Consider the following 23,375-nt stretch of genomic DNA (forward strand, 5'->3'; position numbering starts at 1 on the left):
TAGGTTCTATACGAAATCCCGAAAAACAGAATCGAAGCCCCTCGAAAGCTGAAGTTCTGTAGGGTTCCCCGCCAACTACAGAAAGGAATTCTGTGATGGCAAAGCGTTACGAACTCTCAAATGAGGCCTGGGATATGCTTAATCGAAACTCATCACCGGGGCGACCCTGCCTGAGCGACCGCCTAATGCTTGATGGCATGCTATGGGTGCTTTGCTTGGGTGCTGCTTGGCAAGATATGCCGGAGCGCCTTGGCCCATGGTCAACGGTGTATCAACGGTTTCGGGCCTGGCGAAATCAGGCGACGAGAGGTGGATGCATTATGCGAACGCGCTGGACGCCATATTCCTGTGAGTGCAGAAGGAGGGGTGTTTCGCATTCATATCTCCGCGCCTGCACTGACCGAGACTTTCGCGATCCTGATTTTGGCCTAGTAGACGCAGAAAGGCGAGGACGCGTAGCCAGAGGCACACTCTCCGCCTGAATCGAGAAAGCTTCCTACAGGGTGTACATAGTTGATAAGACTCCGAAACAAGATGCCGCAGATACTACTTACATCGCTCAGCAAAACAAACTAATCGCGTCGTAACCTGTCGTGGTCACGCTGACTAAGCCGAACCACAAGGACATTGAATGGTCACCCATTTTGGATCCGAAATAGTTTTCGGAACCCGGCTCGCTCGACAGAGGCCACGCTGCGCCCCCGCCAGCGATTTCAGGACGAACACAGCAGGAGGCTGTGTGCCATGATCTCGATCAGAAGCTCTTACCATCTTATCGATGCCGCCATTCTCTGGTGTGACCTTACCGACCATGAAGACGAAATTCTGCGGGTTGACCTCTCGTACCCTGGCAGTCTGCTCAAGCATTTCCCGCAATGGCCGATTCTGCACGTGTACGCTGAATGCATCTACGACGCTATCGTCAGTGGTGAGTTGCCCGCGACCTGCCTAGGTCGACCCATCACTGCTGACTATCAGGTAAGCCGGGAATATTGGTCCATCCAGCGTGCTGATCTACTGGTCTGGTTCGCACGCAACTATCCCAACGAGAAACCCGCCTTCCTGTTTGCGCCGAGCCTCGAGCATTTGAACTGCGTCAGTCTCAATGCTCATTTGGTACAGGAAGCAGAGCTAGCTGCTGCTGAGCGCACGATCGACAAGTTGCGCGGCGAGCTTGCAGCAAGGGTTGACGAGGTGACAAAACTCACCGCGTGTAACAACGAGCTGACAGCGCGACTTGAGGCCCAGGGCATTCCCTCCGAGGCCTCCGAAGGTACGCACAATATGCTCGTGGGTACCATGCTGGAGGTGACATTGGGCAGATCCAAAGATGGTCGTGTGCAATCGATCTACAAGTCCCAGAGCGCTCTGGTCGAAGAGATTCTGCGCCGTTTTCCTGGTTTGCCCGGCCTGAGCAAAAGTACCCTTGATCGGAGATTTGCCGAGGCGCGCCGTCATCTAGCCCGAGCAGGACGGGACTAAGGCCACATTGTCAGGCAATGCTCGGCATTGCCTGACAATGTTTTTCCTCCCGCGTCGACCTTCACTGACTGTCACATCCCACTGCGCACCACATGGTGCTAAGGAGTGACATCATGCAACACATCAGCCCCGCCCCCCTGCCTGCCGACCGCCACATCATGCGCCGCGATGAGGTGGAACAGAAAACCGGCTTCAAACGTTCGCACATCTACAACCTGATGAAGGCCGGGTTGTTCCCCCAATGCCGGCGCATTGGTACCCGCGCCGTAGGTTGGGACTCGCTGGAAATCGAGCAGTGGGTCCAGGATCGACTCTCGGTTAGGGAGTAACGCCATGGACGTCCTCTCGCTGATCTCTACCAAGGGCGGCGCAGGCAAAACCACCGTCGCCGCTAACCTGGGCGGTGTGCTCGCCGATGCGGGCCTTCGCGTCCTGTTGCTGGATCTGGACAGCCAACCGACGCTGTCCAGCTACTACGCGTTGTGCGCGCCCCGTGAGGCCGGCAGCTACGAGCTCATCGCCCGGGGTCTCACCGCGCCTGAGCAGGTCATCTCCACCACGGTCATTCAACATCTCGATCTGATCGTATCCAACGACCGCGCCGGGCACATCAGCACCCTGCTGTTGCATGCAGCCGATGGCCGCTTGCGTTTACGCAACCTGCTGCCGGCCTTCCAGAATCAATACGATGTGCTCATTGTTGATACTCAAGGGGCACGCAGCGTCGTGGTCGAGATGGTCATCCTCGCCTCCGGTTGTGCCTTGTGCCCGGTCCCGCCAGAAATGCTCGCTGCACGTGAGCTACGGCGAGGCACGCTGGGACTGTTTGAAGAGTTGGAGCCCTACCGCTACCTGGGCGTCGCCTTGCCGTCGGTGAAGCTGCTGCTCAACCAGGTCAACGCCAATCGCCGTGACACCCGGTTGATCATGCACAGCCTGCAGGCTTCCTTCCAGGGCGACCCGCATGTCAGCGTCTGCACCACGGTCATTCCGGACCGCGTGGCCTACCCCAATGCCGCCTCGCTCGGCCTGCCCGTGCACCGCGTCGAGCCCACGCCACCGTCCGGCAGCCGCGGCCCTTGCGGCGCGGCGGTCATGCGCGCGGTGGCCATCGAGTTGTTCCCGCACTGGGCTGAGCGACTTGTCGACTCGGGTACGCCTGTGTACCACCAACCGTCAGTGGCCGACCGTCGACTCAGTCGTCGCGGCTGATGGGAGGGTCAGTGATGAAGCCGCCGTCTCCCGAAGACATCACGCGTCAATTGCAGCAGGCGCACTTTCCGCAGAAACATGGCCGGGACGCCTCGCCCGTGCCAGTCGGGGACACACCGCTGGTGGTCAGCCTGGAACAATTGCGCCCTTACGAGCTCAACCCACGGGTGGTCCGCAACCCGCTGTATGACGAAATCAAAGCCTCAATCCGCGAACGCGGCCTGGACCAGCCCCCCGCCATTACCCGCCGTCCGGATGAGCCGCACTTTATCATCCGCAACGGCGGCAACACGCGCTTGAGCATCCTCGGCGAACTCTGGCAGGAAACCCGCGAAGAGCGATTCTTTCACATTCACTGCCTGTTCCGCCCTTGGCAGTCCGAGTCGCATACCTTGATCGGCCACTTGGCCGAAAGTGATCTGCATGGCCAGCTCACGTTCATTGAACGATCCCTCGCGGTGGCGAAACTCAAGGACATGTTGCAGGAGCCCGATGTCCCCCTCAATCAGCGTGAACTGTCCGCACGCTTGAGCAAGGGCGGCTACCCGATTTCACAATCGCACATCAGCCGCATGTTCGACACGCTCGAGCACCTGCTGCCGGTCATCCCGCAGGTGTTGTATGCCGGTCTTGGCAAACCCACCATCGTCCGTGTCATCAACCTGCGCCGCCGGGCGGAGTCGATCTGGAACCAGTATTTGGGAGACGTTGAACAATTCACGCTGCTGTGGTTTGAAGTGCTGTCGGCATTCGACAGTGATAAGCCTGAGCTGAGCTGGAGTGAGCTGCAGGACGAACTGATTGCCAGGATGGCGGTGCAGTTGAAGCAGACACCCCGGCTGCTCGCGCTGGAAATGCATCAGGAACCGCGTCGCTCACCGCCATCTGCGGACACGCCTCAGACTCTCCCTCAAGGCTCGCAAGGCGAGTCCTTGCCCCAGCCACCTGCCGCCAAAAATGAAGCAGAGTCAACGCATCAATCGCCCACACCTGAGTCGATGAAGAAGACGGATAAAACCGCAGCAGTCCACTCGCCACCCCTCCCCAACATCCGCGAGGCGCTGGGTGATGACGAATCGCTTGCAACGCGGCTGCCAGGCGTCGTTGAGGTAGGTAAACCCTCTCTGTGTTCCCCCTCGGCTCCCGCACCCGAACAGAATGACATCAATGTCTTGCGTGAGCGTTGTGCCGCCCTGGCGATTGACCTGGCGACGTATGCCGATGCCAGTGCCATGGTCAAACCGCACACAGACGGCTTGGGGTTCACCCTGGCCATCGAACATGGCCAGCAGTTGAGCCCGCGACACACCGGCATTCAGCTATTGCTCTCGGCCCTGCTGCGCCTGCAGGACGACGTGACCTGGCAGCAACGCCAGCAGTTGCCGGCCGCGCTGTTTGGCCAACTGCTGATTGGCGCCTACGACCTGCCCTTCCCCGAACGCCCTGCCCTGACCGTGGGCCTTGAACGACTACCCGACGCCCAGCTGGAACAGCTTTACGTCCTGATCCGCCACGCCCGGCAGTTGATTGAACTGACGCTGTCGTCCACGCGTTGAGTGAGGAGCCGCCTCATGAGTACCACCTTCAACCTGTTGAACCATGCGATGTTGAACCAGGTGTTGCATGAGTTGCGCCATGGCCGCCTGCAGCGCTGTAAAGCGCTGGGCCTGGCCGAAGAAGACATCGAAGTCCTTCAATCGCTGCCACCGACGACCCTATCCCACCTGGCTCATTCTTCGATCGCCTGGGTTGAAGTCAAGGTCGATATCACCGTGCTGCGACGCCTGATCGTCCAGGCCGAGCGCGACGAGCAGAACGAACGCCTGATCAACCGGGCGCTCAAGCTTGGCGCGAGCTCGACGATCATGTACCGCTGCTTCGGCCTGGACCATTCGGAAACGGCGTTGCGCCGCCGGGTGCTGAAGATCGAGACCCACCGCGGCCGGCCGGTCCAGCTCAGTGAAGCCCAGGAACATGCGGTGTGGAACCGCTGGAGCCAACTGCGGAAGGAAGATCCGGATAACGATCCGCTGGACACCATGATGATGCTGGCCGAGGAACAGCACATCAGCTTGACGCTGGTCTGGCAACAGGTCGAACTGTACGGAGGTACGCCATGCTGAGCTTTTATGAGGTGGATTGGCAGGACGTGGTGCGCCAATGCTACGACGCTCTTCGACGCCGTAATGCGTGTCAGGCTGAACAGACGCGGCAAGCTGCGGCTGCGGAGCCCGCGCTGCGCACGATCTACTACGGCGACAATAATCCGTTGCCGCCAGCGTTACTCCTCGATCGTCGGCTGACCCCAGTGGAGCGCAACACCTGGCAAGTGCTGCACTGGCTGATCACCGAGCGCCAAGTCAAAACGCCGCGCTACCAGGACCTGCAGCCCTACCTGGCGACCAGCCCCTGTGGCGCCCAGGCGTCGCGCGAGACCATCGCCCGCGCACTGAACGTCCTGCGTACGACCCGCTGGCTCAGTCTGGCCGATCGTTCGCGCGATGCCCAAGGCTGCCTGCGCGGTTGCGTCTACGTGCTGCACGGCGATCCGTTGACGGCAGCCGAGCAGCTTGAGCTGGACAGTGGCTACGCAGCGCTGCTGCTGCAGAACCTCAGCCATGCCACCAAGGGGGTGCGGGATGTGACGCTGCATGTGCTTGCCGAGATTCAAGCCGATCCGCACGTCGCCCAGAGCGACAAGGACAGGCTGGGCTCACTGCCGCCGGAGAAACAACAAACGCTGCCGCTGATGGGCGACGACACGGAGGCGCAACATTCCGAACCTGGCCTGCACCACCCCGTTCGGAATTCTCGCGCCTCGGCCAGCGATTCCGAATCCTGCGGCAAGACACCGGTTTCGGCTGTGATTCGGAATGCCGACGCCGGCCGTACAGTACAGAAAGACCAAAGCAAAAAAAGTACGGTACTGGCGCAAGTGGAATTCGGCCGAGCACGATGGCCTGAAGATTTACCGCTGAACCCGACCGAGCGGCGCATGGCCTCGCAGGCAATGCGCCAGCTCGAGCCAGAACAGCAACAAGCGGTGATCAATGAAGCGGCGGCGCGGTGCGCCCGCGGAGAAATCCGAAAACCCGTCGCCTATCTGATGGGCTTGATCAAACGCGCCTGCCAGGGCGAGTTCACCCTGTGGGCGGCCCGCACTGAGGCAACGATACCCAAGCCCGCACCGTCACGCGCACCGAAGCCCATACCTGCGGAGCCACCCGGCGAGCGACCCAAGCGCAGTGGTCAGCGCACCGCATCGCCACTGGCCCTCTCCTGCCTGGAAGAACTGAAGCAACGCTGCCGAGGTTCGCTTGCGCCGACCTAGGGGTGGATCTCGGTGGATTTGATGCCCATGCCATTGAATCCAAGGAAGTCCACCGCCTGACATTACGAGCGGACCACCTTCGCGTTGATCCGCGTCGAATTTCACGGATCGGCCCATCGTCGGCGTCATTCCGACGGCGAGGTACTGGCGATGACCGATCACTACCAGCTTAACCTGGGCTCCCTGCGCAGCAGCATCACCCTCACCCTGCACACCCACCATGCGGCGCGCCTGTGGCAAGGCCGTATGGGCCGCGAAGGGGTGCACCCGATCATGGGCATGGCCGGTTACATCGGCGTCACCAACCTGCTCAAGCACGCCAGCAGCCAAGATGACCCCTTCGCCGACTGGTTCATGCTGCAACTGGAGGACAAACTGCTGCAGGCCAAGGCCGAACTGCTCGCGCTGACTAAACAGGTCAGCCGGGTGGAACGCGCCCTGCCCAGCCAGATCGACATCGGCGAAAACCTCAACATCCATCCCGTCACCCTGCCGCTGTTCATCGGCAGTCAGCTCGGCTTTCTCGCGGTCTACCTGCTGACCGACTACGACACCCTGGTACGCCGCGTTCTGCTCGCCCACCACACGGCGTTGATCGGCCGCTCCGACATGGAAACCTGGATCGATCGCGGCGCCCACGAGCTGCGCAGCCTGTTCGGTCTGGCCCAGCGCTATCGCCTGGCGGGGGTCAGTCGGGATGACGTGGCCGCCAACAACGCCCGTGCCCGCGAAGCGGTCGACAAGTTCGGCACGCCACCACGCAAGATTCTCGACGGCAGCCACCGCTCCCAATTCGCCCCGCCCATCACGCGGGGTCAGACGACGTCGAATCCCGAGGAGCCGGATCAACCGGATCATCCAGTGGTGGAGGCGGAGGCTCAACCTTTGCTGGAAGAGCCGGCCGAAGGGGGTGAGGCATGACTTTGGCCGATGCAATTGCCCGGCGCTTGTCAGCAGATGCCTATCGTGAGTTCGCACAAGGTGCCTCCCTAAAAGGCCTTTTAAAGCCTTTTAAGGGTAAGGGGGAACTGCAGCAGTTCGCCGAGACGATCCTGCGCCTGCGCACCCAGGTCGCCGAATTGATGGCGGTGATGCTGGCGATCATGGCGCAGCCCCCCTTCTCGCTGCTGGAGTTGCGCCTGGTCGTGCAGCACAGCGCGACAGGCACTGACTTCCTGCGCTGGCGCAGTCCGGACTTTCAGCGCATGGGCGTGCAGGTGTGGCAGGAGGCGGTGGTTCATCCGCATCTGCACCCTGAGCTGCGGCAGGCGTTGTATCAGCTGGAGACCAACCGGGTGGTGCTGAACCTGCAGATGAGCAGCCTGCAGTCGCTGTATCGCCAAGCCATCACCGGTGCCAGCAAGCTCGAGGCCGCCGAGCTCGCCCTGACCCGTTTCCCCACCGAGGAGTGACCCGCATGAGTACGTTATTTGTAGGTGAAGGCAACATCGGCAGCGTGCCGGAATTTCAGGAGTTCAACTCCAACCCGGATGAGCCGCGGCGCCTGCTGCGGCTGAATGTCTATTTCGACAACCCGGTACCGCGTGAAGGCGGCTACGAGGATCGCGGCGGCTACTGGGCACCGGTCGAGCTCTGGCACCGCGATGCCGAGCACTGGAGCACGCTGTACCAGAAAGGCATGCGCGTCCTGGTCGAAGGCCGCACGGTCAAGGAAGAGTGGGAAGACAGCGAGGACAACGCGCGGGTGACCTTCAAGGTCGAGGCCAGGCGCATCGGTATCCTGCCGCACCGCCTGGCCTCGGTCACCATGCGCGAGAAAGCGCAGGACACCGCAAGTACCACACGTAAAGGCGGTGGCAAGAAAGCCCCGAGCAAGACCGAGTGAACCGTGGAACTCAGTGGAATCACCGCACTCTGCGCGATACTGCAGGGGCTACGCAGCTTAGCCGGCGAGCGGCATTGACTCTCGGCACGCTATCCATCTCGCCGGGCTTTACCGCGCTGTCCACTCTCCAGCAACTGCTTCACCTCAGTCAGGCACTGATCCAGGGCAAGGAATGCCCGCCAGTGCGCCGGATTCTCCTGAACCCAGGCAATCAACTGAGCGCGTGCCTCCGTATTGTCAGGTTCCAGATGGGTAGCCATGAACAGCTCGTAGGCCTTGATCGCTAACTTGTCTGCCTCACTCTGGTGGGATCCGTGCAAGTTGAAGCCTCCGTGTGAACGGGCGGGTCATGCAGTTATTTTTCGTGATACGCCTCATAGGGTTGTCAGTCAACTCTTTAAGCCGTTCATATCGTTGGGTGGGTAGTCAACCATATGGGTCGAATTGGAGAGCGCCCCGTTGCCCGTCAAAGAGCCTAGCCCACATCACATTGGCCGCCAGTTGGCGAAGTATCGTCGCGAGCGTGGTTTGACCCAGGAGCAGGTCGGTGAGCACCTGCGCATTTCCGGCGAAGCCGTCTCGCGCCTGGAGCGTGGCCTGGTAGAGCTGTCCGTTACGAAGCTGCTGCAGTTGGCAGACCTGTATGGCTGCCCCGTCGATGAGCTGCTGCTGGCCATCAGTCCTCGCCCCCAGGACCAGGGCCAGCAGATTACCGCGATCATCAAGGAGCTGGGCGACGCCGATAAACAGTTCGCCCTGGAGTTTCTGCAAACGCTGGCCACCCATCTTGCGCAACGTAAGTAAGGGTTTGTCCCGCCGCTGACACGTCGAACCGATCCCGCCGACTTCAGCTTTACCCTAGTGTTTCAGGGCCACACCCCCACCCTGTCGGTACCCACCGAGAGGGCCCGCGTATGCGCCTGTTCATCTGCGAAAAACCGTCCCAAGCCCGCGACATCGCCCGGGTACTCTAAGCCAACCGGCGCGGCGATGGCTGCCTGCAGGGTCAGGACATTACCGTCACCTGGTGCGTTGGCCATCTGCTGGAAACCGCGCCCCCTGAAGCCTACGGCGATTACAAACGCTGGTCACTGGACGACCTGCCGATCATCCCGAGCTGCTGGCAGTTAGTGGTCAAGCCCAAGGTCGCCACCCAATTCAAGGCGATCGAACACCTGCTGCGTACCTGCCGCGAGGTGGTCATCGCCACCGATGCTGACCGCGAGGGCGAGATGATTGCCCGGGAGCTCCTCGAGCGCTGTCAGTATCAGGGGCCGATCCTGCGCCTGTGGCTGTCCGCCCTGGATGAGGCTTCGATCCGCCGCGCCTTGGCCGCCTTGCGCCCAGGCGAACAGACCCTGCCGCTGTATCACTGTGCGCTGGCCCGCTCCCGCGCCGACTGGTTGGTGGGCATCAACCTGAGCCGGCTGTTCACCCTGCTCGGCCGCCGCGCCGGCTTCGACGGTCTATTGCCGGTCGGCCGCGTCCAGACGCCAACCCTGCGCCTGGTGGTCGAGCGCGACCGGGCCATCGCCAGCTTCGTGCCGCAACCGTTCTGGAACGTCGACGCCCGGTTGGTGGCAGAAGGCACGAGTTTCAATGCCTACGACGACTTAAGCGCGCTGTCGCTGTACTACAGCGAGACCGAAGTCGACCAGCGAATCACGCAGATGCGCGAGGAGCTACAGGCGATATTGCCGCTCAGCGCCGATTTCGATCCGCACACCGGCATCGGCATCGACTCGCTCTTCACCCGCCCCTGCGAAGCCTGTCATTCCCCGTTGCACGGCACCCGGCTTCGTTTCACCCGCCTGTGACCGCCTGACCCTAACCACAGGGGACTCCTCCCGGAGCGCCCCTGCACACGAGGTTCTGCTCATGAAAACGCCATTGACCCTGGTCGAGCCTCTCGACCCCGTCCTGACCCAGCGCGCCCACGAAGATGCGCTGATCAACGAAGCCCTGCAGCTGCTGGACCAGCGCTACTTCCAGCGCGGCGAGGTGCTCATCACGCCCGCCGACGCCGCGTCCTACCTGAAGCTGCGTCTGGCACCCTACCACCACGAGGTATTTGCCCTGCTCTACCTCGATTCACAGCACCGCGTGCTGGACTTCGAGGTGTTGTTTTTTGGCAGCATCGACGGTGCCTCGGTGTATCCACGCGAAGTGGTAGTCAAGGCGCTGGCACACAATGCCGCCGCAGTCATTCTCATCCACAACCACCCCACTTGTTCATTCTGATCACGCTAGATCACGCTCAAGCACGCTGAAACACTGAGAAATTCGTGCTTTTTTGTCCTTGCGTACTGGGGGCGGTTTTGGCAAATTGGGGGCTGTAAGAGGGGTAATAAACGGCCTTCCGCTCCCAGCTAGCGATCCCTGTTTCTCCCCGACCGCACCCAGTCCCGGAAAGGAGGAAACACCATGCCCGCACTCACCGACTCCACCATCCGACATGCGCTCAAGCGCGTCGAGTTGAGCCAGAAGCAGGAAAACCTCGCCGATGGTGAAGGACGCGGCACAGGCCGCCTCGTCCTTGTCCTGAAGCCAATGCCCAAGCGCGTGACAGCCGACTGGATGGCGCAACAGTGGCGCGATGGGAAGCGAACCAAGAAGAAGCTCGGTGCCTACCCGTCAATGACGCTCGGCCACGCTCGCGAAATTTTCAAGCGCGACTATGCAGATGTGATTCAAAAGGGCCGAAGCATCAAGATCGCCACCGATACACGCCCCGGCACCGTAGCTGATCTTTTCGAGGGCTATGTCGCGTCGCTCAAGGCCGCCGACAAACCCTCGTGGAAGGAAACCGACAAGGGCCTAAACAAAATTGCCGACACCCTCGGACGCAACCGCCTCGCCCGCGAGATCGAGTCCGAGGAAATCATCGAACTGATCCGCCCCATCTATGACCGCGGCGCCAAGTCGATGGCCGATCATGTCCGATGCTATATCCACGCCGCGTTTAGCTGGGGCATGAAGTCCGACAACGATTATCGCCAGCAATCCGCTCGTCGCTTCCGCATCCCGTTCAATCCAGCAGCAGGCATTCCGACCGAGCCCAAGGTCCAGGGCACGCGCTGGCTCGATGAGGACGAGTGGGTCCAGCTCTATCGCTGGCTCGAGTGTCCCGATACACCCGTCCATCCTCCGTATACCCGTGCGGTCCGAGTTCTCATGCTGACCGGCCAGCGGGTCGAGGAAATCGCGAGCCTCCACATCGATCAATGGGACGCTAAGGAGAAGATCATCGACTGGTCCAAGACCAAGAACGACCAACCTCATGCGGTGCCGGTGCCCGATCTTGCCGCAGAGCTACTCTCGTCCATCAACGTCAACGAGTACGGCTGGTTTTTCCCTTCGGCCAAGGATCCCTCCAAGCCCGTCAGCCACGGCACGCTCTATTCGTTCATGTGGCGCCAGCGGGACCGGGGCGTGATCCCCTATGTGACGAACCGCGACCTGCGTCGAACCTTCAAGACACTCGCCGGCAAGGCAGGCGTGCCGAAAGAGATCCGCGACCGCTTGCAGAACCACGCCTTACAGGATGTCAGCTCAAAGCACTACGACCGTTGGAACTACATGGTTGAGAAACGTGCCGGCATGGCGAAATGGGACAAATTCGTGCGCGCCATGCTGGCGAAGAAGCGCTTGAAGGCGGCCGCATGATCTCTCGGCCGCCGAAACCCACCCCTCGCCGCGCGAAGGCATCCGCTCCCGCTACTGAGATCGACGCACAGAGCTATATCGCCTTCGTCGGAGATTTGAAGCAGAAGATCGTCGCTGCCCGCCATCGGGCTGGCTTGTCGGTCAATCGCGAGCTAATTGTTCTCTACTGGACAATCGGTCGCGATATCCTGGTCCGGCAGGAGCGCGAGGGTTGGGGCGCCAAAGTCATCGACCGGCTCTCGGACGATCTCCGCCAGGCCTTTCCCGAGATGACCGGGCTTTCAGCCCGAAATCTGAAATATATGCGCGCCTTCGCCGAGGCTTGGCCCGACGGCGATTTTGTGCAGCAGCTTGCTGCACAATTGCCATGGGGCCACAACTCTGGTAGTCAAAGCTCCATTGGTATTGGCGTTGTCGGCGGCATGCTCGCCGCCACCGTGCTTGGCATATTTTTTATCCCACTGCTTTTCTACTGCGTGCGACGCACGCTATCGCGAACAACCGACTCCGTTCCCGCAAAAGTGGCGGATGAGGAGGCAAGTAAAGGAGGTATGGCATGAAATTGCGGCTTCAAACTTTGTTGGGCGGAGTAATTCTGCTGCTCGCTGCCACATCCGGAAACGCTTGGGCAGCGTCTGGGAGACCCGCAGATTTACCAACAGTGAAACCCACGAGCAGCTGCTCAGCTCTCGCCAATGTCGATCTGACGAAAATCGGTGGCGAAGGTAGCAAAATCACAGAGGCCACGGAGACGACGAGCGACAACATTAAGGTCTGCTCGATTAAGGCGACGCTGGCGCCGGCCATTAATTTGCAGGTTCTGTTGCCGACAGAAACTTGGACCCAGCGTTATATGCAGCTCGGCTGCGGTGGCCTGTGTGGCCAGATCACTCTGACTGTCGGCGCGGCGGACGGCTGCAAAGTCTACAACAACGGCGGCTTCGTCATGGCCGCCACCGACATGGGCCATGGGGGCGGCATGGGCAATGACGGCAGTTGGGGCCTTGATGCGCAGAAGCGTGCCGATTTCGCCTACCGCGCGCAGCACCTGACCTCTGAAGCCGCCAAGGCGCTGATCAAGGCATTCTACGGCCAGCCGCAGAAATACGCGTATTTCAACGGGTGCTCCGACGGCGGCCGCGAGGCGCTGATGGAAGCGATGCGCTTCCCCGACGATTTCAATGGGGTGATCGCCGGCGCACCGGCTATGCTCTTTCAGGTTCAGAACACGTTGTATCACGGGTGGCAGGCTGCCTCGAACACCGATGCGAACGGCAAGATTACGCTGCTCAATGACCGGCTGCCCATCCTCCACAAGGCGGTCATCGCCGCCTGTGACACTCTCGACGGAGTGAAGGATGGGCTGATCTCCAATCCGGCAGCCTGCACCTTCGATCCGGCAACGATTACCTGCGCCGCAAACGCTACCGACACCTCCGCTTGCCTCACGGGCAAAGAGGTCGAGGTTGTCCGGAAGTTTTATGACGGCCCACGCGATTCGAAGACCGGCGCGCACCTGACGACCGGCCAGCCGCAATATGGATCCGAACTCGATTGGGCCGGGATCTATGTGGCAGACAAGTCTGACGGCCAACTGATGAGCACGTCGGCGGCCCTGCCGGCGATCCGCTATCTCGCCTTCGAGCACCCGCGGCCGGCGGAAACCATTGCAACGTTCCAATTCACTGAGGAGACCCTCAAGGAGTTGCGCCCCAGGCACCCCTTCTACGACGCGGTCAATGCCGATCTCTCGGCGTTTCAGAAGTCCGGCGGCAAGCTGATTATGTGGCATGGCCTTGCCGATCCACACATCTCGCCGGCGAACACGCTATCGCTGCACAAAGCGATGATCACTCAGATGGGCGAGCAGACCGTCGAAGGCTTCGAGCGTCTATACCTGCTGCCAGGGGTTGCCCACTGCGGGAACGGTCAGGGACCGAGCAATCTGGACCTGCTGACCGCGATGATGGCCTGGGTGGAAGACGGCTCGGCGCCCGATGCGATCATGACGCGCTCGACCAGCCAGGCATCGAGTTTCGGGGCACCGTCGTTCGGAGGCAAAGCTCCGGAAGGCGCTCAGGCGGGAAAGATGCCCCAGATGCCCAAATCTGAACTGCCGGACATGACCCGTCCCATCTACCCCTATCCAGCGATCGCCCACTACAAGGGAACCGGCGATATCTATGACGGAGCAAATTGGGAGAAAGGCAAGCCCGCCGAAATGGTTCGCCTGCGCGACTGGCCAGGCAGCGATTTGTTTGGCGTCTATACTTTCACGACGAATTGAGACGGAAGCTCCGTCGCACGAACTGAAACGGAGACGCCAGGGGAGCAGGTAAGTGAACAAAGCCACGCCACAATCAACATCGAACACGCTGACTATTGTCGTGGTGCTGGCCGTTCTGTCTATCTTCCCGCCGCTGGCCACCGACATGTATCTATCGGCCTTCGGCGATATCCAGACTTATCTGAGCGCTCCTGACGGAGCGCTCGAATTGTCGCTGTCGGTGTTCTTCCTCGGGCTGTGCATGGGTCAGTTACTGTTCGGCCCCCTGATCGACCGGTTCGGCCGTAAGGGGCCGCTCCTGGCCGGTGCAGCGCTGTTCTGCCTGGCGACGGTGTTGCTGCTCTTCACCCGCTCGACGTCGATGTTCATCGGTCTGCGTTTTATCCAGGCGCTCGGCGCGTGCGGCGGCATGGTGGTCGGCCGGGCCGTTGTCACCGACCTCTACGAAGGCACTGCCGCGGCGCGGACCATGACGCTCCTGGTCATGCTGATGACGCTTGGCCCGGTCGTCTCGCCACTGCTGGGCGGCATCCTGGTGACGCAATTCGGCTGGAAGGCAGTCTTCGTCACGATGCTGGCAATCGGCGCGCTCGCACTTGTGCTGGCACTCACGCTCCTTCCTGAGACCCTTCCGGTTTCGAAACGGCTGAGGACGCCGTTCCTCGACGTGTTCAGCGATTACTGGAAGCTGCTCACTTCCAGACCGTTCGTTGTTCCGGCGTTGGTCAGCTCTTTCGTCCAGGCCGCGATGTTCTCCTTCATCACCGCCTCCGCGAGCGTATTCCAGGGCGTGCTCGGCCTCGGCAAGATCGAATATGGCCTTGCCTTCGGCTTTGTCGCGCTCGGCCTTGTCGTCGCTTCATTCGTCAACAATCGGCTGCTTGTGAAGCTGGAGGTCAAGACGGTGGTCAGCGCCGTGCTGCCGCTGTTCGTGGCGATCAGTTTCGTGCTGCTGCTGGTTTCGGGCACGCATCAGCTCCTGGTCCTGATCATTCCACTCTGGTTCTCGATCGCCATGGTGGGCTTGCTGAGCGCGAACGGAACTTCGATCGCCATGGAGGCAGCACGCGGGCAGTCGGGCGTGGGTTCTGCCCTCGTGGGGGCGATGCAGTTCGGCGTCGCCTTCGTATGCTCGGCGATCGTGGCCGCAGCGATTTCTTCAAGCGCCCTGCCGCTGGCGCTTGGGATACTGATCCCCGCCGCGATCGCGTTCCTGCTTTGGCATTTTGGATCAGCTTCGTTGACAAGCGAGAGGCCGGCGGAAACCCCGAATTTTGATCAATCCCAAGCAACCATGAAGGCGCACGATGGAGAATAACACAGACGGAATATCCAGGGGCGCGCGATGGGTGCTTATCGTGCTCGGCCTGCTGTTTGCGCTGGTGGGGCTCTATTTCCTCATCGGCGGCGGCATGCTGATCGGCCGGGGCGGCAGCTGGTATTATCTGCTCATGGGGCTTGCCGTGCTGGCATCGGGTGTCGAGATCGCCCGCGGCCGCAGCCGAGCTGTCTGGATCTACGGGATTGCCGTCGTCGCGACCGTTCTCTAGTCATTGTGGGAAGCGGGACTGGATTTCTGGGCGCTCGAAGCGCGCATCCTAACCTTCACCATGGCCGCCATGGTTCTGGTGATCTTCCTCCCGCTGTTGCGCCGAGCCGAAGGCAAACCAGGCGACGGCAAGCTGGCAGCCGGCATTTTCGCGGTGCTGCTCTTGGTCAATATCGGCTGGTTCTTGGGCATGTTCACCCCTCACGGCATATCCGGCGTGAGTGTTGGCGACCGGGCGGACGCCTCCATCCCAGGCGAGGATTGGTCGAACTATGCCGGCAACAGCCTAGCCCACCGTTTCGGTGCGCAGGACCAGATCAACACTTCCAACGTCCGGGATCTGAAGGTCGCCTGGACATTCCGCACCGGCGACGTTCCGGACAGCCCGGGCGGTGGTGGCGCGGAGGATCAGCAGACCCCGCTCCAGATCGGCAACACGCTCTTCCTCTGCACGCCGCACAACACGGTCATCTCGGTCAACGCAGCGACCGGCAAGGAGAACTGGCGGCACGCGTTCCCGACCGACAACAAGACATGGGTGCGATGCCGCGGGTTGGCATATTTCGATGCGGCGAAGCCGATTGTCCAGCCGACCGCGCCGAATAGTACCCCCGTCAGCGCGATCACACCGCCGCAAGGCGCTGCCTGCCAGCGCCGCATTTTCATGAACACGATCGATGCGGTGCTGGTCGCGCTCGACGCCGACACCGGCAAGCTCTGCGAAGATTTCGGGACCAAGGGTGAGGTTGACCTCAAGACCGGCCTCGGCGATGCGCCAAGCCCGCTCTACGAAATGACCTCCCCTCCTGCCCTCGCCGGCACGACTGTCGTTGTCGGTGGCCGCGTCGCCGACAATGTCGCACTCGATATGCCGGGCGGCGTGGTTCGGGGCTTTGATGTCATCACGGGAAAGATGCGATGGGCTTTCGATCCCGGCAATCCAGAAGATCGCCAGGCACCCGTCGAGGGCAAGACCTTCACGCGCTCGACGCCGAATGTCTGGGCTCCGATGACCTATGACGTCGCATCCAACACCGTCTTCATGCCGGTGGGGAGCGCCGCCATCGACCTGTGGGGCGTGCCGCGCACCAAGCTCGATGAGGAATACGGCGCCTCGGTCCTCGCACTCGATGCAACGACGGGCAACGAGAAGTGGCACTTTCAGACAGTCCATCACGATCTTTGGGACTATGACGTGCCGATGCAGCCGACCTTGTTCGACTTCACAAAGCCTGACGGATCAAAGGTTCCCGCTCTTGTGATCGGCACAAAGATGGGACAGCTCTTCGTGCTCGACCGCCTGACCGGCCAGCCGCTTACGGAAGTATCCAACATCCCGGTCAAGGCCGGGCCGATCCAGGGTGAGCGCTACCCACAGACGCAGCCACTTTCGACCGGCATGCCGCAGATCGGCGCTGAAGTTCTCAGCGAGCGCGACATGTGGGGCATGACTCCATTCGATCAACTGGCTTGCCGGGTGATTTTCCGGGGCATGCGCTATGACGGACTCTTCACCTCACCAGGGGAAGATTATTCGCTCAGTTTCCCCGGATCGCTCGGGGGCATGAACTGGGGCGGGCTGTCCTTCAACCCCAGCTCCTCGGCGCTTTTCGCCAATGACATGCGTCTTGGTCTCTGGGTGCATATGACACCCCAGGCGAAAGACGCAGCAGCATCGAACGGCAATGAGTCGGTCAATGCGGGCATGGGCGCCGTCCCCCTCAAAGGCACGCCCTATTCCGTGATGAAGGACCGCTTCTTCTCGCCGCTGGGCATTCCCTGCCAGGAGCCGCCTTTCGGATCGCTGACGGCAGTCGACATGAAAACACAGAAGATCGCCTGGCAGGTGCCGCTCGGGACGGTCGAGGATACGGTGCTCTTTGGCATCCGCATGCGCCTTCCGATGCCGATTGGGATGCCGACCATTGGCGGTTCGCTGGCGACAAAGGGCGGCCTCGTCTTCTTTGCCGCGACGCAGGATTTCTATCTGCGCGCCTTCGATCAGAAGACGGGCAAGGAGATATGGAAAGCCCGCCTGCCCGTCGGCAGTCAAGGCACACCGATCAGCTATGTCTCGCCCGATAACGGCAAGCAGTACATTCTGATTTCCGCCGGCGGCGCACGCGATTCCGATATACGCGGCGACTACGTCATCGCCTATGCGCTGCCGTGATTGATCAATACCCCTGCGATCCGTCTTCGACAGAGGCAGGTCGCGGAAACGCAGGACGCCAACGGCGGGCACCGGTTGAGGTGAAGCCGCCACAATAAGGAGACGGCATGGAGGATTTCGCAGAGAAGCAGGTCGCCACGGCCACCGACTTGACCAAAGCGCCGATCAGCCAAGCCCTGCTTTTCTTCGCGCTTCCCACGCTTGGCTCTTCGGTCCTGCAATCGGCGAATGGATCGATCGATGCTGTCTGGGTGGGTCGGCTGCTCGGCACTGATGCGCTCGCGGCAACGACCAATGGCAATCTTGTCATGTTCCTGCTGACGGCATTCGTGTTCGGCTTCGGCATGGCCGCCACCATTCTTGTCGGCCAGTCATTCGGCCGCCACGATATCGCGATGGCCCGCGTGGTGACGGGTACGACGGTCGGCGCATTCGTCCCGCTCAGCATTGTCGTGGCGATCATCGGCTGGTTCATCGCGCCTGACGTTCTCGCCCTGCTGGGGACGCAGGCCGAGATCGAGCCGCTCGCCCGCGCCTACCTTCAGGTGACGTTCTTGGCCATGCCGGCGATCCTGATGCAGACCATCCTCATGATGACGCTGCGCGGCAGCGGAGATGCGATCACACCGCTCATGTTCATGGCACTCGCCGTAACGCTCGATGTCATCCTCAACCCTCTGCTTATTCTTGGGTCAGGACCGCTGCCCGCCCTTGGTATTGCCGGATCGGCCCTGGCAACGGCGATCGCCAACTACGTCAGCCTCATCGCGATGCTAATCTACATTTACCGGCGGAATCTGCCGCTCCGCCTTCGCGGCGATGAACTACGCGACCTTTTGCCGGATCTGAAAATCCTACGCCTCATCTTCGTCAAAGGTTTGCCGATGGGCATCCAGATGATCGTCGTATCGAGTTCAATGCTGACGATGATGCGGCTGGTTAATCGCGAGGGCGTCGATACGACGGCCGCCTTTGGCGCGACCCAGCAATTGTGGACCTATGTCCAGATGCCGGCGATGGCGCTGGGCGCCGCCGTCAGCGCAATGGTCGCACAGAACATCGGCGCAAACCTCTGGGATCGGGTCAGCCGGATCACACGCACAGGTGCGGTCTATGCGGTACTGATGACCGGAGCCCTTGTTCTGGTGCTGCTGCTCGCCGACCGCCAGGCCATGGAAATCTTCTTAGGCTCTGACAGCCCTGCCATTCCGATCGGCCAGCACATCGGCAGGATAGCGACCTGGGGCTTTGTCGCCTTCGGCGTGTCGATGGTTCTGTTCGGCACGGTACGCGCCAATGGTCAGGTGATCTGGCCGCTGATTATCCTGTTCGTGTCGATGTACCCGGTGCGCCTCGGTGTCGCTCTGGGACTGCACGACTGGCTCGGAAGCGACGCCCTGTGGATCAGCTTCCCCGTCGCCATGGTTTCCACCCTCGCCATGGCATCGATCCTTTATCTACACGGTGGTTGGCGAAAAAGCTCGTCGATGGATATCGAGACACATGGTCCCAACGCTGTCGTCGCCGAGGTATCGCAGACGGCCGAGGCGGCGTTGCCCTGCAATGCCCTCGCCCCTGCCTCGCCCGCCGCTCTGAAAATCGATGTATTGGACTGACCGGCCTTGAATCCGCTCCTCTGCAAATGCGCACAATGCTGATAGGACAATCCCCACAAGGCCGGTCTGCCTGTCCGCGCGATCCCGACTGACGTCGTGCGGCGCAAGATGGACGACATACAGGGGACGGGATCGTTGACGAAGCCCCCGATCTTACCAAGGTTTGACCGGGCAGCGCCGGCAGCAGCGAAAAGCATAAGGTGCCCGTCATCTAAACTAGAGAAAAGGTCCTGACCAAAGCGGACATGCTCCATCCCGATCAGGACATTTCCTTTGCGGATCTTACGCCTTTTCGAATGATCAATGGCCGAAGACATCGGCGTCGATCATGTCCGGGTCCGGGCGATCGAGGTCATTCAATCGGGCCATGTCGTCGTCGTTTAACATGAAATCGAAGACCGCAAGATTGCTCGACTGCCGCCCTGGATCGCTTGACTTGGGAACAGGAACATAGCCCGACTGGACATGCCAGCGCAGTACGACCTGCGCAGGCGAGCGCCCCAGCCGTTGGGCAATATCCGCGACGGCAGAGTCGGTAAACAGCCTGTCTCCCCGGTCAAGCGGGCTCCAGCTTTCCGTAACGATCCCCCTAGCTTCATGGATCGCGACGATATCGTCGCGCCGATGGGTCGGGTCAAGTTGGATCTGATTGACGTGCGGAACGAAGCCCGCAGCAAAAAGGCGCTCCAGATGGGCTGGCTTAAAATTGGACGTGCCGATCGCGCGGACCATGCCTGCGTCGAGCAATCGCGTTAATCCATCAAACGCCTCTACATACCGATCCTGGTCAGGATTGGGCCAGTGGATAAGCAACAAGTCGATGTAGTCCGTCTGGAGCCGTTCGAGGCTGGCTTCGCATGCTTGCCTGACGCCTTCCACGCGATGCCATTTACGATTGAACTTGGTGGTGAGGAAAATTTCCTCGCGCTTGACACCCGAATGCCGAATGCCGGCGCCAACGCCTGCCTCATTTTCATAATTTTCTGCTGTATCGATCAGGCGATAGCCCAAGCCGAGCGCGCTGGCGACAGCGATGGTCGCCTCACCATCGTCCATCGGCCATGTCCCGAGCCCGATACGCGGCATTACGACCCCGTTCAGAAGCTCAATGGCGGGAACCTGGCCATTCCAGTCAAGATTGATCGTATCAACCATCCTATCGTTCTCCAGATACCAAAGTTAGGATGTAAGGCTCAGACCGCCGTCGACCGTAATGGTCTGTCCGGTGATAAATCCGCATTGCATTAGAAAGATGTAGGTCGAGGCGACTTCCTCGATCTCTGCCGTGCGTCCGAGCGGAATGAGTTGCAAAAAATGTGCCTTCGTGGCTTCCACGTCGGCAGCCGTCACATCACGCCAGAGCGGCGTCGGCGTCCAAGTCGGAGCGACCGCGTTTGCCCGCACCTTGGGGGCTAGCTCGACCGCGAGGCCACGAACGAGGGTCGATATTGCCTCATTGCCAACGATCGCCCCCGATGCGTTGTCTGGTCGCCCGCCGGCCCCACCCGTAAGCGTGAGGCTGCCACCTTCGACCAAATAGGGGGCGAGCGTCCGTGCAATTTGCAAATTCGCGAAAAACTTGTCTTCGATCGCGCCGCGAATTGTTTCCAGTTCGGCTTGCAGAAAGCCGCCGCCCATAGCCCCTCCGATCATCGACACCGCATGATCGATCGGGCCGATTTCCTCAAGCAAGGATCGCAAAGCTGCGCTGTCCGTGGCATCCAACCCGCGACTGATGACTTCGCCGCCTGAGTCGCGAATGCTCTTAGCTGCCTGTTCAGCCTTGCCGCCATCCCGGCCCACAAGAATGAGATTTGCTCCCTGCGCATGGGCAAGGTGTGCGATCCCAAATCCAAAGCCCGAACTGCCACCCAGGATCAAGACGCGCTTACCCAGCAATATTCCTTGTTCTCTGCTCATGCTGAAGTCCTCCCAAAAGCCGAGGTCACAGCCTGAGCAATTGCGTCATCGCCATCGCCGGTGGAACCGCTGATCCCGATGGCGCCAACAATCGCACCTTCAAATTGCACAGGTTGTCCCCCGGCGAGCGGCACCGCTCCTGGGACGGAAAGCATCGATGGCTTGCCGGCATCAATCATCTGCTCGAAAACGCTTGCTGGTTTCTTCAGGAAGGCAGCGGTGCGCGCCTTGCCGATTGCGACATCGATCGAGACGAGGCCAGCTTCGTCCATCCGTCGAAAAGCCATCAGATGGCCGGCTACGTCGACCACAGCAACGCAAATAGACGCGCCCCGCTTCGCCGCTTCCGCGATAGACAGCTGGGCGAGTTCATCGGCCCCTGACAAGGCCAAGCTCGCGATTTGTCGGGTGGGTAGAATTGTCATGTGCACTCCTTTGCCCACGGGACCTGTGGCTGCGGAATGCACACGCACAGACCCGGCAAAATTACCGTTCCGTGCGTTGATTGACGTTAACGCTTACGTGAGGGGCTCTGGCTGTAGAGCATCTCTTTCAACTCACCCGAAATAGGCTCTAACCAACTCCGATTCAAGCCGTGAGTGAAAGAAAACTCTTGCGATACGCCGACAGCATCGCGGCTCAGAATGACCCTTGCCGATTACCGCCTACTGCACCCTCCGATCTCTATCCGGCGCTAGCCGTTCTCCCTACGATCGTTAAACAACGCTTCCCGCTTTGGCGCCCGTAGTGCAACGATTTTTGTGTAGCAGCGTGAGGCGTGAGAAGCCGGCAGGCTCGACCGTGACGGTGAGTGATGGTCCGCCTACAGGCCCTCGCGACGAAAAAATACTTCATCGGCAGCGTGGCTAGCGCTGACAGTAAGCCATCGCAGGAGGCAGTATGTCCGAATCCAAATTCCTCACTCCAGAGGAGGTGACCGAACGCTATCGCGGAGGCATCTCTCCAGGAACTCTCCGAAATTGGCGCACTCAAAAAATCGGGCCATCTTACGTGAAGATCGGCAAGGCTGTCCTTTATCCGCTTGAGGAGCTTGAAGCATGGGACGAAAGGAATAAAGTGCGATGCCGTGCTTCAAGGGGACTCGAGGAGCGTACCAGTGATCGGGCGTGACGATCACAATCAAGCATTTCGGACCTACCCCACTCCCCGGCACCAGTGGGTGGTTTCATTTAAGAAAAACAAGTAATTTCATTACCTTACAAAACGGGTAAGGCTGGGCCACAACCATCCCTCTGGCTGCCCTGAGCCCAGCGGCGCCGACCGCGTGCTGACAACCCGCCTGACCGAAGTCTTGGCGCTGGTCGAGGTCCGCGTTCTGGACCACATCATCGTTGGCGAAGGTCAGCCGCTGTCCCTAGTCGAATACGGCTGGATCTGATCCTCCCTGTCCCGCCACCGCCTGCATGGGGTGGCTTTCCTTTTCTGGAGCGCCACCATGCTCACCTCAACCCCTAACCCCTTTGCCCGCGGCTTCCATGCGTTCTCCTGCGAACGTGTGGTCCAGATCCACTACGACGACCATTGTCCACCCTGCTACCGTCCCCTGCACACCGCCCAACTGGACTTGGACGACGATCACATCAGCTGCCAGGCGTGCGTGTTCGATGACGACTGCGCGGTCATCACGGAAGGCCAGGATGTCTCGGGTTTCCTTCGCATGCAATTGCCCGCTGACGGCGTGGTCACCACCGTGCTGTACCAAGTCACCGCCGAGCGGTTGACTGGCTCGGTACACGTTGGCGACCTTCCCAGCTTGGAAGCGGCGAAGCACCTGATGCAGCAGCTGTCCTTTGCCACCGGCCACTACAGCCGCAGCTGGGAGATCAGCTCATCGCACCTACCGGCCGACGAGTACGCCTACCTTGAGCAGCTTGCCCACAGCGAACGACCGGCCGGCTTCTTTGAATGCTTCCAGTTGGTCAGCAACCGTTGCGTCGGCTGCAAGCTGTACTCGACACCCTGGCACCGCAGCGTTCATGTAGAGGGCTTAGGTTGCTCAGCGGCGGAGGTCTGCACGCGTCTGCTGGATGAACAGGTACCACCGGTGTTGATGACCCTGTTGCTACTGGCCGGCCAGGCCGACACGCGCTTTCTGGTGTTCGATCCCGATGCAGCCCCGCTGGCAGGCCTGCCGGTTTTTGCTGACGATTAATCCAAGGCGCCCTTGAGGGCGCCTTTTTTATGCCTTGGGTCCGATAAACCGGCCGGGCAACTTCGGTTTTTCAGTGGGTGCGCCTCGCGCGCGTTGCCAAGGTGTCGGCAACTTCTGTCG

21 protein-coding genes and 6 pseudogenes are annotated in these 23,375 nt (G+C 60.7%); 23 read left to right on the top strand and 4 right to left on the bottom strand.

Annotated elements, in window-relative coordinates:
- Nucleotides 1–95: 95 nt before the first annotated feature.
- The 10 genes and pseudogenes from ACF8K2_RS24700 to ACF8K2_RS24745 form a co-directional block, all read left to right on the top strand.
- Nucleotides 96–305, top strand: a pseudogene (locus tag ACF8K2_RS24700) (transposase); the annotation flags it as partial.
- A 439-nt stretch (nt 306–744) separates the two neighbouring features.
- The gene (locus ACF8K2_RS24705; protein ID WP_392468341.1) at nt 745–1,482 is read left to right on the top strand and encodes a hypothetical protein; all 738 of its coding nucleotides are present in this window, start codon (nt 745–747) and stop codon (nt 1,480–1,482) included.
- Between the two features lie 113 nt (nt 1,483–1,595).
- Nucleotides 1,596–1,811: an AlpA family transcriptional regulator gene (locus ACF8K2_RS24710; protein ID WP_392468344.1), complete on the top strand. Its 216-nt coding sequence runs from the start codon at nt 1,596–1,598 to the stop codon at nt 1,809–1,811.
- Nucleotides 1,812–1,815: 4 nt separating this feature from the next.
- Nucleotides 1,816–2,694 (top strand): ParA family protein, encoded by an 879-nt coding sequence (locus ACF8K2_RS24715; protein ID WP_392468347.1) that lies wholly within the window; start codon nt 1,816–1,818, stop codon nt 2,692–2,694.
- 14 nt (nt 2,695–2,708) lie between these two features.
- Nucleotides 2,709–4,250, top strand: a complete 1,542-nt coding sequence (locus ACF8K2_RS24720; protein WP_392468349.1) for a ParB family protein — start codon at nt 2,709–2,711, stop codon at nt 4,248–4,250.
- Nucleotides 4,251–4,265: 15 nt separating this feature from the next.
- Nucleotides 4,266–4,817: a DUF2857 domain-containing protein gene (locus ACF8K2_RS24725; protein ID WP_392468352.1), complete on the top strand. Its 552-nt coding sequence runs from the start codon at nt 4,266–4,268 to the stop codon at nt 4,815–4,817.
- Nucleotides 4,811–6,025 carry an STY4528 family pathogenicity island replication protein gene (locus ACF8K2_RS24730; protein ID WP_392468355.1) on the top strand — a complete coding sequence of 405 codons (1,215 nt, stop codon included), beginning with the start codon at nt 4,811–4,813 and terminating at the stop codon, nt 6,023–6,025. The genes ACF8K2_RS24725 and ACF8K2_RS24730 overlap by 7 nt, the downstream gene beginning before the upstream one ends.
- Before the next feature lie 150 nt (nt 6,026–6,175).
- The gene (locus ACF8K2_RS24735) at nt 6,176–6,946 is read left to right on the top strand and encodes a PFL_4669 family integrating conjugative element protein (protein ID WP_392468357.1); all 771 of its coding nucleotides are present in this window, start codon (nt 6,176–6,178) and stop codon (nt 6,944–6,946) included.
- Nucleotides 6,943–7,437 (top strand): DUF3158 family protein, encoded by a 495-nt coding sequence (locus ACF8K2_RS24740; protein WP_392468360.1) that lies wholly within the window; start codon nt 6,943–6,945, stop codon nt 7,435–7,437. The genes ACF8K2_RS24735 and ACF8K2_RS24740 overlap by 4 nt, the downstream gene beginning before the upstream one ends.
- A 5-nt stretch (nt 7,438–7,442) precedes the next feature.
- Complete coding sequence (locus ACF8K2_RS24745; protein ID WP_392468363.1) at nt 7,443–7,871, top strand: single-stranded DNA-binding protein; 429 nt, start codon at nt 7,443–7,445, stop codon at nt 7,869–7,871.
- 89 nt (nt 7,872–7,960) lie between these two features.
- Here the strand turns inward: ACF8K2_RS24745 and ACF8K2_RS24750 are convergent, their stop codons facing one another.
- A complete protein-coding gene (locus tag ACF8K2_RS24750; protein WP_392468366.1) occupies nt 7,961–8,191 on the bottom strand; it encodes a hypothetical protein in 231 nt (76 codons plus the stop codon).
- 139 nt (nt 8,192–8,330) lie between these two features.
- On the opposite strand from ACF8K2_RS24750, the gene ACF8K2_RS24755 reads away from it, so the two are divergent.
- From ACF8K2_RS24755 to ACF8K2_RS24800, 10 genes and pseudogenes are all read left to right on the top strand, one after another.
- Nucleotides 8,331–8,675: a helix-turn-helix domain-containing protein gene (locus ACF8K2_RS24755; protein ID WP_392468369.1), complete on the top strand. Its 345-nt coding sequence runs from the start codon at nt 8,331–8,333 to the stop codon at nt 8,673–8,675.
- A 110-nt stretch (nt 8,676–8,785) separates the two neighbouring features.
- A pseudogene (locus ACF8K2_RS24760) lies at nt 8,786–9,688 on the top strand (DNA topoisomerase).
- 61 nt (nt 9,689–9,749) lie between these two features.
- Nucleotides 9,750–10,106, top strand: a pseudogene (locus ACF8K2_RS24765) (JAB domain-containing protein); the annotation flags it as partial.
- A gap of 189 nt (nt 10,107–10,295) precedes the next feature.
- Nucleotides 10,296–11,537: a tyrosine-type recombinase/integrase gene (locus ACF8K2_RS24770; protein WP_392468371.1), complete on the top strand. Its 1,242-nt coding sequence runs from the start codon at nt 10,296–10,298 to the stop codon at nt 11,535–11,537.
- A gap of 59 nt (nt 11,538–11,596) precedes the next feature.
- A pseudogene (locus ACF8K2_RS24775) lies at nt 11,597–11,917 on the top strand (DUF1016 N-terminal domain-containing protein); the annotation flags it as partial.
- Nucleotides 11,900–12,097 carry an efflux RND transporter permease subunit gene (locus ACF8K2_RS24780; protein ID WP_392468411.1) on the top strand — a complete coding sequence of 66 codons (198 nt, stop codon included), beginning with the start codon at nt 11,900–11,902 and terminating at the stop codon, nt 12,095–12,097. The pseudogene ACF8K2_RS24775 and the gene ACF8K2_RS24780, both read left to right, overlap by 18 nt.
- Nucleotides 12,094–13,824: a tannase/feruloyl esterase family alpha/beta hydrolase gene (locus ACF8K2_RS24785; RefSeq protein ID WP_392468374.1), complete on the top strand. Its 1,731-nt coding sequence runs from the start codon at nt 12,094–12,096 to the stop codon at nt 13,822–13,824. Before ACF8K2_RS24780 ends, ACF8K2_RS24785 begins: the two co-directional genes overlap by 4 nt.
- 52 nt (nt 13,825–13,876) lie before the next feature.
- Nucleotides 13,877–15,142, top strand: coding sequence for a multidrug effflux MFS transporter (locus tag ACF8K2_RS24790; RefSeq protein ID WP_392468377.1), 1,266 nt, complete (start codon nt 13,877–13,879; stop codon nt 15,140–15,142).
- A pseudogene (locus tag ACF8K2_RS24795) lies at nt 15,132–17,546 on the top strand (membrane-bound PQQ-dependent dehydrogenase, glucose/quinate/shikimate family). Before ACF8K2_RS24790 ends, ACF8K2_RS24795 begins: the two are co-directional and overlap by 11 nt.
- Nucleotides 17,547–17,653: 107 nt before the next feature.
- Nucleotides 17,654–19,162 carry an MATE family efflux transporter gene (locus ACF8K2_RS24800; protein ID WP_392468380.1) on the top strand — a complete coding sequence of 503 codons (1,509 nt, stop codon included), beginning with the start codon at nt 17,654–17,656 and terminating at the stop codon, nt 19,160–19,162.
- Between the two features lie 300 nt (nt 19,163–19,462).
- Here ACF8K2_RS24800 and ACF8K2_RS24805 read toward each other — a convergent pair whose 3' ends face one another.
- Genes ACF8K2_RS24805 through ACF8K2_RS24815 form a run of 3 tightly spaced genes read right to left on the bottom strand, consistent with a single transcriptional unit; the run spans nt 19,463 to nt 21,507 of the window.
- Nucleotides 19,463–20,317: an aldo/keto reductase gene (locus ACF8K2_RS24805; RefSeq protein WP_392468383.1), complete on the bottom strand. Its 855-nt coding sequence runs from the start codon at nt 20,315–20,317 to the stop codon at nt 19,463–19,465.
- 24 nt (nt 20,318–20,341) lie between these two features.
- Nucleotides 20,342–21,082, bottom strand: coding sequence for an SDR family oxidoreductase (locus ACF8K2_RS24810; protein ID WP_392468385.1), 741 nt, complete (start codon nt 21,080–21,082; stop codon nt 20,342–20,344).
- Complete coding sequence (locus ACF8K2_RS24815; protein ID WP_392468388.1) at nt 21,079–21,507, bottom strand: heme-binding protein; 429 nt, start codon at nt 21,505–21,507, stop codon at nt 21,079–21,081. The genes ACF8K2_RS24810 and ACF8K2_RS24815 overlap by 4 nt, the downstream gene beginning before the upstream one ends.
- Nucleotides 21,508–21,982: 475 nt before the next feature.
- Here ACF8K2_RS24815 and ACF8K2_RS24820 point away from each other — a divergent pair, with 475 nt between their 5' ends.
- The 3 genes and pseudogenes from ACF8K2_RS24820 (at nt 21,983) to ACF8K2_RS24830 (ending at nt 23,255) form a co-directional block, all read left to right on the top strand.
- Entirely contained in the window at nt 21,983–22,213 is a 231-nt protein-coding gene (locus tag ACF8K2_RS24820) for a helix-turn-helix transcriptional regulator (RefSeq protein WP_392468390.1), read from the top strand.
- Nucleotides 22,214–22,316: 103 nt separating this feature from the next.
- Nucleotides 22,317–22,481 (top strand): annotated as a pseudogene (locus ACF8K2_RS24825) (JAB domain-containing protein); the annotation flags it as partial.
- 57 nt (nt 22,482–22,538) lie between these two features.
- Nucleotides 22,539–23,255, top strand: coding sequence for a hypothetical protein (locus tag ACF8K2_RS24830; protein WP_392468393.1), 717 nt, complete (start codon nt 22,539–22,541; stop codon nt 23,253–23,255).
- The last annotated feature ends 120 nt before the right edge of the window (nt 23,256–23,375 follow it).

The organism is Pseudomonas sp. xss_2 (assembly GCF_043104195.1).
Classification (GTDB): domain Bacteria; phylum Pseudomonadota; class Gammaproteobacteria; order Pseudomonadales; family Pseudomonadaceae; genus Aquipseudomonas; species Aquipseudomonas urmiensis.

Excerpts from the sequence above, each read along its gene's own strand:
- ACF8K2_RS24815 (WP_392468388.1), bottom strand. The coding sequence starts at position 21,507 with ATGACAATTCTACCCACCCGACAAATCGCGAGCTTGGCCTTGTCAGGG.
- ACF8K2_RS24785 (WP_392468374.1), top strand. The coding sequence starts at position 12,094 with ATGAAATTGCGGCTTCAAACTTTGTTGGGCGGAGTAATTCTGCTGCTC.
- ACF8K2_RS24810 (WP_392468385.1), bottom strand. The coding sequence starts at position 21,082 with ATGAGCAGAGAACAAGGAATATTGCTGGGTAAGCGCGTCTTGATCCTG.
- ACF8K2_RS24730 (WP_392468355.1), top strand. The coding sequence starts at position 4,811 with ATGCTGAGCTTTTATGAGGTGGATTGGCAGGACGTGGTGCGCCAATGC.
- ACF8K2_RS24830 (WP_392468393.1), top strand. The coding sequence starts at position 22,539 with ATGCTCACCTCAACCCCTAACCCCTTTGCCCGCGGCTTCCATGCGTTC.
- ACF8K2_RS24770 (WP_392468371.1), top strand. The coding sequence starts at position 10,296 with ATGCCCGCACTCACCGACTCCACCATCCGACATGCGCTCAAGCGCGTC.
- ACF8K2_RS24820 (WP_392468390.1), top strand. The coding sequence starts at position 21,983 with ATGTCCGAATCCAAATTCCTCACTCCAGAGGAGGTGACCGAACGCTAT.
- ACF8K2_RS24805 (WP_392468383.1), bottom strand. The coding sequence starts at position 20,317 with ATGGTTGATACGATCAATCTTGACTGGAATGGCCAGGTTCCCGCCATT.
- ACF8K2_RS24800 (WP_392468380.1), top strand. The coding sequence starts at position 17,654 with ATGGAGGATTTCGCAGAGAAGCAGGTCGCCACGGCCACCGACTTGACC.
- ACF8K2_RS24735 (WP_392468357.1), top strand. The coding sequence starts at position 6,176 with ATGACCGATCACTACCAGCTTAACCTGGGCTCCCTGCGCAGCAGCATC.
- ACF8K2_RS24745 (WP_392468363.1), top strand. The coding sequence starts at position 7,443 with ATGAGTACGTTATTTGTAGGTGAAGGCAACATCGGCAGCGTGCCGGAA.
- ACF8K2_RS24705 (WP_392468341.1), top strand. The coding sequence starts at position 745 with ATGATCTCGATCAGAAGCTCTTACCATCTTATCGATGCCGCCATTCTC.
- ACF8K2_RS24710 (WP_392468344.1), top strand. The coding sequence starts at position 1,596 with ATGCAACACATCAGCCCCGCCCCCCTGCCTGCCGACCGCCACATCATG.
- ACF8K2_RS24715 (WP_392468347.1), top strand. The coding sequence starts at position 1,816 with ATGGACGTCCTCTCGCTGATCTCTACCAAGGGCGGCGCAGGCAAAACC.
- ACF8K2_RS24740 (WP_392468360.1), top strand. The coding sequence starts at position 6,943 with ATGACTTTGGCCGATGCAATTGCCCGGCGCTTGTCAGCAGATGCCTAT.
- ACF8K2_RS24720 (WP_392468349.1), top strand. The coding sequence starts at position 2,709 with ATGAAGCCGCCGTCTCCCGAAGACATCACGCGTCAATTGCAGCAGGCG.
- ACF8K2_RS24725 (WP_392468352.1), top strand. The coding sequence starts at position 4,266 with ATGAGTACCACCTTCAACCTGTTGAACCATGCGATGTTGAACCAGGTG.